General features: G+C 57.6%; 7 protein-coding genes. 6 read left to right on the top strand and 1 reads right to left on the bottom strand.

From position 1 onward, the window contains the following. The 4 genes from NW819_RS14265 to NW819_RS14250 form a co-directional block, all read left to right on the top strand. Nucleotides 1-1,273 (top strand): class I SAM-dependent methyltransferase (locus tag NW819_RS14265; protein ID WP_414414152.1); only part of this gene is annotated, 1,273 nt, incomplete at its 5' end. Between the two features lie 233 nt (nucleotides 1,274-1,506). After that, nucleotides 1,507-1,644, top strand: coding sequence for a hypothetical protein (locus NW819_RS14260; protein WP_011432392.1), 138 nt, complete (start codon nucleotides 1,507-1,509; stop codon nucleotides 1,642-1,644). 94 nt (nucleotides 1,645-1,738) lie between these two features. Further along, nucleotides 1,739-2,803 (top strand): A/G-specific adenine glycosylase, encoded by a 1,065-nt coding sequence (mutY, locus tag NW819_RS14255; protein WP_414414151.1) that lies wholly within the window; start codon nucleotides 1,739-1,741, stop codon nucleotides 2,801-2,803. 100 nt (nucleotides 2,804-2,903) lie between these two features. After that, nucleotides 2,904-3,179, top strand: coding sequence for a hypothetical protein (locus NW819_RS14250; RefSeq protein ID WP_011432394.1), 276 nt, complete (start codon nucleotides 2,904-2,906; stop codon nucleotides 3,177-3,179). 63 nt (nucleotides 3,180-3,242) lie between these two features. Here the strand turns inward: NW819_RS14250 and NW819_RS14245 are convergent, their stop codons facing one another. Then, nucleotides 3,243-3,575, bottom strand: a complete 333-nt coding sequence (locus NW819_RS14245) for a hypothetical protein (protein WP_011432395.1) — start codon at nucleotides 3,573-3,575, stop codon at nucleotides 3,243-3,245. A gap of 153 nt (nucleotides 3,576-3,728) precedes the next feature. Here NW819_RS14245 and rnc point away from each other — a divergent pair, with 153 nt between their 5' ends. Next, nucleotides 3,729-4,451, top strand: a complete 723-nt coding sequence (gene rnc, locus NW819_RS14240; RefSeq protein ID WP_414399536.1) for a ribonuclease III — start codon at nucleotides 3,729-3,731, stop codon at nucleotides 4,449-4,451. Next, the gene (locus tag NW819_RS14235; RefSeq protein ID WP_414399535.1) at nucleotides 4,448-4,675 is read left to right on the top strand and encodes a hypothetical protein; all 228 of its coding nucleotides are present in this window, start codon (nucleotides 4,448-4,450) and stop codon (nucleotides 4,673-4,675) included. The genes rnc and NW819_RS14235 overlap by 4 nt, the downstream gene beginning before the upstream one ends. Nucleotides 4,676-4,803: the final 128 nt, after the last annotated feature.

The raw sequence follows: 4,803 nt of genomic DNA, 5'->3' as shown, positions 1-4,803 counted from the left end.
GGCGGTGCAGGCCCAGTACGAGACGTTCCCCTATCCTCCTATTCCTTACGACCGGCCCTTTGAGGGCTTCTCCAGTCTGGGCAGCTATACCTTGGCGCAGTACGCCCGCACCCGCACCTTGCAAGAGCCCACAGGATCCAGGTTTTTGGTGGCCGGGTGTGGCACCGGCTGGGAAGTGCATGGCATTGCCGCCAGCAACCCCGGCTATGGTTCGGTGGTCGGGATTGACATCAGTCGCCCAGCCCTGGAGATGGCCCAGAAGCGAATTAAGCACCACGGCCTACGCAACTGCTCCGTGCAGTACGGGGATCTGCTGGATCCCTCTACTTGGCCCGAAGGCAGCTTTGACATGATTAGCTCCTACGGGGTAATCCACCACACTGCCGATCCGGTGAAGGCTTTGAGCAATCTGGCATCGCGGTTGGCTCCCGATGGGGTGATGGCGCTGATGCTCTACAACCGTTCAGGCCGTTGGCATCTGTACCGCATTCGGCGAGCCTTGGAGTTGTTGGGCATCACCCCACCTGCAACCCCAGAAAAGATCGAATTTGTGCGGCAACTGCTGAAGGGAGCCAGCCCCAATTCCCTTTTGGCCAAGCACGCCAAGGCTCACCAAGAATACTATGGACAAGATGAAAACATTGTCGATAATTTCTTCCATGCCAATGATATTCCTTTCGACATCGGCGAGATTCCCGACTTGCTTGCCCAAGCCGGGCTGGAGTTTATCGATGTCGCCCCCTACTTGGACTATTGGAATGCCAGGCCGTTGATTGCCGCCACCCACCCGGAGTTCCATCGCCGCTACGAGGCCCTTGCTCGCATCGACCAACTGCGGGTCATGGAGTATCTGGAGCCCCTATATCACACGCAAAATCTCTTTTGGTGCTGCCATCAAGGTCAAAAGATAACAACTTGGGATCCCTTTACAGTCGAATTTTTTAAGGGATCCCGCTGGCAGCTCAACCCCTTGTTTGTCCGCTATGGCAGCGTGCGCTACTGGGATCAAAAAATCCCCTTTTCAGATCTGTTGGGCAAGCTGGATCCGGCCCAGATCCTGACCCAGAAGATGGATATTTTCTGGCCCGTCGCCCGCATCCCGGGCAAGATGATAGCCTCTACCCGCTACCAGGTGGTGGAGCTGCTGCTGCCCTTGGCCAATCAAGCCCGTTCTGGCGCTGAGATCCTGGCTGCCCACGAAGAGAGACCCGACCACCTTCTCAACCTCTTCAGACAGTGGGAAGCAGACCGGTTAGTCCTGCGGGTTGCCTAGCTTCTGGTTATTCCAAACAGTCCAAATCACCAGGGTCAAAGTCTGTTCCATGCTAAGGTTGTATCATGCATGACCGAGGACGGTGCTTCTCCCCAGGCATGTTTGCGCCGGCGGTGCGGAGCACCTCTACTGGGACATCTTCGCCACAGCTTTCCCTGTGAATAGAGCTGGCAGATCTGGATCCCGATCAACATCCCTGACAACCCCAACGCCAGAGCTGGTAGGAGGCAAGGATGGCTGACTACAATCGCGGCATTATGAAGTTCAAGGGGGCGGATAGCCCAATTGTCGTTTTGATCTCGGCAGGAATTGTGGCCGGTGTGGTTTCGGCCCTGATCTGGTGGGCTTTGCACTTTGCTTACGCGGCTTGAGTCTCAGCCTCTTCCAGAAGCTAAGGGCAGCTTTTCCTGCGCTGCAAGCCTCCCGGACAAGGTAGGGAATTGGGACGAGGCTTCTTTGCAACGCTTGCGGCAGTCTCTTCAACGTTGGTACCGTGAACACGGGCGGGATCTGCCCTGGCGCCGCACCCGGGATCCCTACGCCATTTGGGTTTCGGAAGTGATGTTACAGCAGACCCAGGTGGCAACGGTCATTCCCTACTTTCAGCGCTGGATGCAGACCCTGCCTGGGATCCCAGCATTGGCGGCAGCCCCCCAGCAGCAGGTGCTGAAACTGTGGGAGGGCCTAGGCTACTACCGGCGGGCCCTGAACTTGCACAAAGCCGCCCAAATCCTGGTGCGGGAACGGAACGGTGAGTTCCCCAGGGATCTGGAGCAGGTGTTGGCTCTGCCGGGGATCGGGCGCACCACAGCCGGCGGCATTCTCAGCGCTGCCTTCGATCAGCCTTTGCCCATTTTGGATGGCAACGTCAAGCGGGTGCTGGCTCGCTTGGTGGCTTTGCAGCAGCCTCCGTCCCAGTGTCTGTCCCTGCTGTGGCAGCTTTCCCAGCAATTGTTGGATCCCGTGCAGCCGCGGGCTTTTAACCAAGCCCTGATGGATTTGGGGGCTACCGTCTGTCGTCCCAAAAAGCCTCACTGTGGCCGGTGCCCTTGGCAAGCGGATTGCAGCGCCTACAATCGAGGTCAACACCAACAATTGCCTATGTCTGCACCCCGTGCCTCCCGTCCTCATAAGCAAATCGCGGTTGCCATTGTTCTGCGGGGAAAAGAAATCCTTATCGATCGACGGTTGGAAAGCTCGATGCTCAGTGGGCTGTGGGAGTTTCCCGGAGGGAAAATCGAGCCGGGAGAAACGGCTGCTGAGTGTGTAGTGCGGGAGGTGAAGGAAGAAATCGGCATCGATATCGAGGTGGTCGCGCCGCTAGCCACCGTCGAACATGCCTACACCCATTTCACCGTTACTCTTATTGCTTTTATCTGCCGCTACCTGGGCGGAGAAGCCCAAGCCCTGCAATGTAGTGAGGTGCGCTGGGTTAGCCCGGCGGAACTGTCGGAATTTCCCTTCCCGGGAGCCAATCAAAAGTTGTTTCCCCACTTGCATGCTTGGCTGGCGGAGCATGGCAACCCATGATGAACCCACCCAATCCGCCAAATGGCTTAGACCCTTCTGGAACGTTTGCCCCAAGACATTCGATAGGATAGTAGATGTCCTGCTGCCGTGAGCTACGGATATGCTTGTCACTCTGGAAAAAGCTGGGGAGATTCTGGCTAAGGGATCCCATACAGCCATCACAACCACAGATGGCAAGATCGCGCTGGTGCCCAAGGGAAAAGAAACCCTCAAACTGACGGCCAACGAAGCCATTAACCTAATGTTTTACGTCGTCCGCTCCGCTGAACCGGCAGAGACGGTGATGGCCCAACTGGAGGAGGCAGTTGCCAAAGCTCAAGCCCCCGATCCAGCCGAGGAACGGGCCAGAAAATATCGAGAACTTCGTGGCATCTAAACGGATGGGCACTCGTGCCGGTTGGATCCCTTCGCAAACTGGAGAGAGACCCCAAAACAAAGATTAAAAGCAGGAGGAGCTAAGGGCGACGAACTTTCCATCGGTGGTCCACCCCAGCAACATTGGCTCCTGCGGTTGAATGGCCCGTCCGGTGAGAGCACAGCATTGGGCTTGGTGGGCCGTGGCCGGGAAGCTGGCCCGAATATCCTCAGGACTGAGGGTGGCAGCCCCTTGAGAGTGACGCAGGACATAACTCCAAAGAATTTCCCGTATGAGGGCCTGGTAACCCTGATTTCCGGCCAACGCCTTCAGTCGCTGCTTCAGCTCACGTTCCAGCCGAATGCTGGTCACTTCCATCTGGGTCGTGGGAATGGGGGAATTGGCGCGAATGGGCATGCAGGGATCCTCCCTCGAAAAGCCTATACTACTCCTGTAGCATAGCTGGCTTACCGCCTGAGCGGGGATCCCGGCCTGGGTGAGATGGCTCAGGTCAAAATGGTTGCAAGCTGTGCAGTTCTGACCGCTGAGGCAACGTCAGCACCTGAGTGTATGGTTGAGTTGATCCCGCCCCGTCGCCGTGCCTTGGAGCATTTGCTGGCCCGCCTTGGATTCAGGGATCCGGCTTTGCTGGAGCAGCTGCGCTGGGATCTGCTGGATCAGGCTCTGATTCACCCTTCTCTGGATGGCCGACGGAACAACGATCGGCTGGAGTTGTTGGGGGATTCTGTCCTGCGGATTTTGGTTACGGAATTCTTGTTTCAGTCCTATCCCCATCTGTCGGTGGGAGAGCTGACCGCGATTCGCTCCGACCTGACCAGCGATGCTTACCTGGCAGAACTGGCGGATCTGCACGGCTTGGATCGCTACCTGGAGGTGGGATCCAGCTCGCAAAACGACTTGGCCGGACGGGGTCGGCGGCTGGCGGATGCTTTCGAGGCTCTGCTTGGGGCTTTTTATCTCAGTTGGGGTATTTACACGCTGCCCAGGCTGCATCCCTGGCTGGATCCCTATCTACACCGACGAGTGGAGCAATGGTTCCAAGACCCCACTCGGCGCAACCCCAAAGCAGCCCTGCAAGAACTCACCCAACGCCTTTGGGGCAGCCTGCCGGAATACCGCCTGGTGGCCGCCCAGGAACATCCCCCCCATTTCACCATGGAAGTCTGGGGGCAAGGACGGTGCTGGGGTCGCGGTGAAGGTCGCTCAAAAAAGGCTGCGGAAATGGCCGCCGCTGCCCAAGCCTACAAACACTTGCAGTCGGAGCAGACATGAGAGGCAGCCACCGCTACGAGTTGGCCAGTTGGTTGTTTTTGCTGGGGAGTGGCCTGTTTGCGGTGAGCGAGGTGATGACCTTGGGCAGTGACCCCTCTCTGTGGGATCCAGCAGCTCCAGCCTTTCTCAATCTCAAGGTTGTCCAAACCCTGCTGGGGATAGGAGCCAGCCTCCTGTTCGTCGTAGGTAGTGCTCTGTTCATCCTCGATGCCCGTCACCGCTGAGATGTGCACCCTACCCAAAACCACAGCAGCCCTTCTCCGAGAGCAACAGAGGCGAATAGATGAGAAGCTTGCTAATAAGGACTTCTTCCGGCTACGGGATCCGCAGGCGAGAGCATGACTCTAGTCAA

The organism is Synechococcus sp. R8-2, from assembly GCF_047461715.1.
In the GTDB taxonomy this organism is placed as follows: domain Bacteria; phylum Cyanobacteriota; class Cyanobacteriia; order Thermostichales; family Thermostichaceae; genus Thermostichus.
Note: the sequence above shows the minus strand (reverse complement) of the source record. Positions and strands in the feature narration are given on the sequence as shown.